This is a genomic window from Desulfocastanea catecholica (genome assembly GCF_054657295.1).
In genome coordinates, this window is sequence record NZ_BAAHYZ010000063.1 from 1 (window position 1) to 5,943 (window position 5,943).

Sequence of the window (5,943 nt, forward strand, 5' to 3'; positions counted from 1 at the left end):
CAGCAGAGTTGAGACGCTATCCAGCCGCCCAAGCGCCAGCAGCGCCTGATCGAACTTGCTGCGCAACTCCGGCGTCCAGTCGATGGGCGGACGCGGTGGTAGCGGAGAGGGCACAAAGGCCTGAGCCTTCTCACCCACCGTTGAAATGGTCACGTATTTACCTTGGAGTTCTCTCTTCATCCCGCCAGCCTCGAAACTAAAATAAGATTCGCTTTTATTTTAACTTATTGCAATATCCTAAAATAAAAAGACGGGCAGGAAAAATCAAGCAGATTTTCCGATTGGCCATTTCCATCTCCTCAGACGAATGTTCGACGCCATCATGCTCATGGTAAAGAAGAAAACCAGTGAAAATGCGACAGTTTTTTCAGACACAAGATAGTTCCTGGAACTTGAACAACATGTAAAATTTCCATGCAAAAGAAATGTCCATTGGCAAGTATGAGCTGAAAAGAAAATGGTGCCCGGGATTGTGCCGGCGGCAGAGATTTTGATACCATTGACCGGGATCCAGGTCAGCTGCAGGATGACTTTTTCACTTTCAGGGGAACCATGCCTGGCTAAATGTAGCGGCTTGTTGAATTAAAGCAGCGACAAAGCGGTCCCCACACATCATAGCACATACAATACCAGTGATATAGGCAGGCTTGCCGAAATAACGCGTTAGAGGAAGGCAGTTTAGTGCATTGAAAGATACAGCCTGACACTCTGTGCCATTGTATTCGCGTTTTATAAGTGATACACCAACCAGGTCTTCAAATATTTTGAAATTATAATGATCACTTATCAACACTATCTGACAACCATAAAGTAACGAGAGGGAACTTATGAAGAGAATCCCAGAACCAACACTCTGGTTGCAACTGATAAGATTACCAAGAACAATGAGGACGATGTTCAAGGTGTCGTAGTTGGTGCGCTGATTTGGCCAGGTCTAGCGGACTTTAAGAATGCAGATGGTATTGAAGGCAATGCCCTCCTGGACCGAAATGTTAGACTATTTGAGATTGCCAAGATGAACAGCTGTGATACTTCAGAATACCCTCCACAACCTGTAAGGTATGACTAAGTGTAAATCCCTCACCTTTTAAGTAACCATTTAAAAACCACTGTGGATACCCAATTACGCTGAACAAATTTGCTCTATAGACATCTTTTCACAGGAAAGGATGAAAACAACAATCCAATATTTGAAAGGAAAGACAATGAAAACAAAGATTTCTGTTGCTGCTGGATGTGCCATGATACTTTCTCTCTCCTCCATTGCATACAGTGCCGAAGGACCATATATCAGTGGAAATTTAGGTATTGCAATAGCGAATGATTCAGAAGTAACGGATTCAACAATACCTGGTATAACATTAGATATTGAATCTGATGCGGGGTACGCCCTTGCAGGCGCCATTGGCTATGCGAACATCTTTGGTAGTGCAAGTAGCAGTGCTAGGATCGAGGTCGAACTGGCATACCAACAAAACGATTTGGATAAAATCGACGTAGCAGGATTAGGTTCTCTTGATTTAACTGGCGACGCTTCATGCCTTTCCTTATTGGTAAATGGTTACTACGACTTCAATAACTCAAGTGCTTTCACCCCATATATCAGTGCTGGTATAGGTGGGGCAAAGGTTGAATTTGATGACATGAATATACCAGGGTCAGGTGGCCCAAACATGAGTGATGATGATACTGTTTTCGCTTATCAGCTTGGAGTTGGTGTGGCTTATGCTATAAACGAAACCGTTAGCTTTGATGTCAAATATAGGTATTTCGCGACTTCAGATCTGGAGTTTGATACTACAGAAGTTGAATATTCGAGCAATAATTTCTATGCTGGAGTAAGGGTTGCATTCTAATTTATGAATGTCAGGGGCAACCTGAAAATCCAGAATCTAAAGATGAACATGTGAGATGTAATGAAATGACATGGTTCGGTTTACGGAATTGCCTATGCAAGTAGAGGATCTGAGAATCCCAAGCAACAACTGAGCTGTACACAATTAGAAGAGAACAGGCAAAGCCCGGCAGAGATAACTACTCTGACCGGGCTTTGCCTGTTCGGCGTGACTGGAATTATCTTGGATCGACACTATCTGTGAAGGAATAACACACCTACCTCACAGCCAGTCAGTTTGTCGCTTGAAAAACTCTTTCACCTCTAGTATCACTAACACTTTGTAAGTGTAGGTGGAGTAATGCATTTTTTGTCTCTCCGGATAATTGCGGTTCAATGTAAATAAATTCTCAAAAAGGTAAATTTACGATGAAAAGGTCATTGTTGATTATTCTGATTTTAAGTTGGTTTAATTCTTTGGGGTTTGCCGCAACTTCCGATTATGCAGGTGTTTACAGTGGAATCTTAAGTGGTGATGATTACGGTCGATGGGTGGGGATCGTAGGGAAAAATGGTCTTGCTACAATGGGTTTTTATTCAAATATTTACAATGAAATGGATGGAAGTCGGGGGAGTTATGTAGACAGCTCCGGCCATCTCACGGCTACTTCTTTGGTTAATGGGGCTGTATTTAATATCACATTTAACGCTGGAGGTAGTGTTTCTGGGACATGGGTTTCCGGCTATAATGCTTCAGGAACAATATCTGGCACAAAACAGACTAATACCTCAAAATATGCCGGCATATATGCCGGAACAATAGGTGGCAGTGACTCAGGCACTTGGAAAATTGTAATTGATAGTTTTGGTTCAATATCAGGATCAGGAACTTCACAAAATGTTGGCCAGTTCAATGTTGTCGGTGCTGTTGATGATGCAGGTGTTTTTATGGGTATGACAGATATATCATCGGCATATGGCTCTATTTCAGGTAACTATTTGTCGGGGTCTTGGTTTGATGGTGGAGTATTTTACGGAGGAACTTTCAGCGGAACCAAGCTAGTAAACACCTACTATAGTGATTCAGACAATGATAGCTACGGTAATCCCAACGTTTCAACTGAAGCCGCCTCTCAACCTTCAGGATATGTCACAAACAGCGCAGATTGCAATGATTCTGATAATAATATCCATCCTGGAGCAACTGAAATTTGTGGCGACGGAATTGACCAGGATTGTGATGGATTAGATAAGACCTGCGCGGCTTTGCCAATGCCTTGGATTCCACTTCTTTTGTTAAGAGATTGATTGTTACATTTATTTTTCTGATTACTCCTAAAACTCAGCAAGTTAATCTTTTCCGTGGGTAGTCACTTAAGTGTTCTTTCCTACTGCCCTTCCATCTTTCAAAATTGCGTTGTGGAATTTACCCTCCGGAACCGCACAACAGTTCCGGAGGGTGCATACCCCATGCAGCAAAATCGGTTTTTATAACTGTCATTTTTAGCTAGGTGCGCGATGCCCTTCCTTCGGGCGGTTATAGCCCACAAAAGCAGCAAGGGGGAAATGCAACTGCATTGACTGACAGAGTGGCAAGCAAAGGCGCTTGCTGGATGGGCTGTGGGGCAATTCTTTAGAAATCTTGTAAATAATTTGTAGGCGACATATTATTATATTAAATTACATTTTATGAGATATAAAAATAATATTTAATATTTTAAATAATCATCTATTGGCGAAATATTGCTTACCGCCCTGGCCAAACTCTACTATAGATAGCTATGTTGACTCTTAAAGCTCGAACGATTCATGCAGACAGATAAGACGCTTCCCTTGCAATAATAACTCATAGCCCTGTTCTTTTTTACTCGGAAGTTTAAGTGTTGACGCACCAACTTTTTCCATGAAGTGCATGTAATCTTGATAGTTTTTAACAGCGATGCTTTCCTTGTAAAGGGGCTGTCTTGAACACTACGACACATAGCACTGATATATCAGCACCTTCCGCTACTGTACCAGCCGTAGCGTAAAGAAGCTGATATCGGATATCAAACATGGATGGATCTGGTTCATGAAAGTGCAAAGCTAACAGCTTTCCTATCCGCTCAGGTGCGTTCGTTGAAGTTCCGATTATCTGTTTTGCTTTCGACGCAAGGTAACTATCCTTCACTAAGGCACCAAAAGTCTCATCAACCTTTGCTTCAACACCAACAAATACAGTCTCGCCTTGATCGGTTGATCCAAATATAGCAATGTCATGCATATACGGCCACGACCGAACTTATCAAAGCGAACCTCATACTCAGGAATTACACGTTCAATCACAATATTTTTGCAAATCGCTTCTTCAACCCATTTTTGTATGACTTTGCCACCATCTCGATTAATGATAAACTCGGCAGCTGAATAAGCACTTCGCCCAACTTTCCACTGATGTGATGTCTGTAGAGTATTATAGAGCTTCGCCCAGTCTGCTAGACTTTTTATTTCGTAACCTCGCGAATCCTGAACCCTCATTGTCGCCATAATTTTATTTTGATAGGAAAGATATAGACTGTCTTTTTGCCCTTATTCTCAGGTTTTCACAAATTTGGTTGCAATTAACCTAAACCGTGGTCTGTCCCCGATTGATTCATAAAGTGCTTCAGTTCAAGTCGATTAGGGCGGAGCAGTAAATGAAAATGATTTGGAATCAGAGCCCAGCCAAAACAGTCGCTATCGGTTTCAGCCAATAAAGCTGATAGTCGTTCGACAAACTGGCTTCTGTCGATGTCATCTAGAAATATTTTCCCTCTTTCAATCCCTCGAACAATGGCATGTTGCAGGAGACCGGGAATATCTATTCGTGCTTGTCTCGGCATGTTTGCCGGATAGCATGTGCCGTTTTCTTATTTAACAATTAAACAATGTCCCCTCATCCACATATCCTTGCGCAAAGAATTCAGTCTGTCATGGCCTGGAATAAAATAAGTCTTATTGTCTTTATGGACATGCTGCTGCAGCCCATCTACTGCAGGTAGTTGCCCGAAAAAGAACAAGCCAGACGAATCCCAGGTATTCGGCAGTAAGACCTGGACCAGTAGTAATAAATCACCAGATAAATTTGCCAAACTGGAGGATGTATTATGAAAGCACTCGTTGTGTATTCAAGTAAAACCGGAAATACCAAAAAACTGGCGGAAGCACTTTACAGCGCAGTGCAGTTCGAAAAAAAGATACTACCCATTTCTGACAATCCAGATCCGACCGAGTACGATTTCGTCGCAGTTGGATTCTGGCTGCAAGATGGGCAACCTGATCTCGCGACGCAGGGTTTTTTGCCAAAGATAGGCAGAAAAGAAGTTGTATTATTTACTACTCATAGTGCGGCAAATAATTCCGATCACGCTAAAAAAGCCTTAAAGCAAGCCAAGGAGCTAGCTGCCCCGGCGCGAATTTGCGCTGTTTTCAGTTGCCTGGGCCAGGCTTCTGAAGAGATACTTGAGCAAGCCCGCCAAGAAAATCCTCAACCTTCCTGGCTTGCAGATGCGCCTGCAGCTAAAGGGCATCCAGATGATGATGACATCAGACAATTCATGCATTTGTTTAATAACTTGAATTTGCCTTAACCTATACCCCCAGGACCATTTCTTGCCGGTGAACAACGACGCAGATGAAGTTTCTGGTTGAGGTCGGTCGTCAGGAGTAAAAACCAAATTTTGCATTCATATTTTCTGAAAAATACTTTGATGGGACCCGACTCCAGTTCAGGTTGTATTGTTAATGCCAACTTGTAGACACGTTTTCCTGGCAGTTCCCAAAGTAAAGCCGTCTGCAGTATCTTTCTAGCAGTTAAACTCGATAGGAGAAATCTTGACCAGAAGAACGTTCAAAATATCCGGCCTACGCGGGTTTTTGCGCAGGTCTGTTTGGTTGACGGGTTAGGTGTCATTTGCACTTCACTTCGAAATGGCGAGAAAATCAGCTATTGTGGTCTGAACCGTCTCGTCACGCGCCTATTAAATGATCGGCACCTGATAACGACTTGAAATAGGCCACTTCAAATCTTGCATTTTCGTAAAGGGTAACGTTTTACTGACTGTAGGAGCGATACCACCTCTCACCCCAAG

The 5,943-nt window shown here is 42.7% G+C and carries 5 protein-coding genes and 1 pseudogene; 3 read left to right on the top strand and 3 right to left on the bottom strand.

Translation table 11 applies throughout. The annotated features are described in order from the left end of the window. Window positions 1-180: pseudogene (locus tag ACYQ8U_RS22365) on the bottom strand (Fic family protein); the annotation flags it as partial. A gap of 989 nt (window positions 181-1,169) precedes the next feature. On the opposite strand from ACYQ8U_RS22365, the gene ACYQ8U_RS22370 reads away from it, so the two are divergent. Together ACYQ8U_RS22370 and ACYQ8U_RS22375 are read left to right on the top strand one after the other, a co-directional pair. Continuing rightward, entirely contained in the window at window positions 1,170-1,856 is a 687-nt protein-coding gene (locus ACYQ8U_RS22370) for an outer membrane protein (protein ID WP_459947780.1), read from the top strand. Window positions 1,857-2,263: 407 nt separating this feature from the next. Continuing rightward, complete coding sequence (locus tag ACYQ8U_RS22375; protein ID WP_459947781.1) at window positions 2,264-3,142, top strand: putative metal-binding motif-containing protein; 879 nt, start codon at window positions 2,264-2,266, stop codon at window positions 3,140-3,142. Between the two features lie 622 nt (window positions 3,143-3,764). Here the strand turns inward: ACYQ8U_RS22375 and ACYQ8U_RS22380 are convergent. Then, complete coding sequence (locus ACYQ8U_RS22380) at window positions 3,765-4,097, bottom strand: DUF6946 family protein (protein WP_459947782.1); 333 nt, start codon at window positions 4,095-4,097, stop codon at window positions 3,765-3,767. Further along, a complete protein-coding gene (locus ACYQ8U_RS23575; RefSeq protein ID WP_488193407.1) occupies window positions 4,004-4,360 on the bottom strand; it encodes a DUF6946 family protein in 357 nt (118 codons plus the stop codon). Before ACYQ8U_RS23575 ends, ACYQ8U_RS22380 begins: the two co-directional genes overlap by 94 nt. Window positions 4,361-4,959: 599 nt before the next feature. On the opposite strand from ACYQ8U_RS23575, the gene ACYQ8U_RS22385 reads away from it, so the two are divergent. After that, window positions 4,960-5,442 carry a flavodoxin family protein gene (locus ACYQ8U_RS22385; RefSeq protein ID WP_459947783.1) on the top strand — a complete coding sequence of 161 codons (483 nt, stop codon included), beginning with the start codon at window positions 4,960-4,962 and terminating at the stop codon, window positions 5,440-5,442. Window positions 5,443-5,943: the final 501 nt, after the last annotated feature.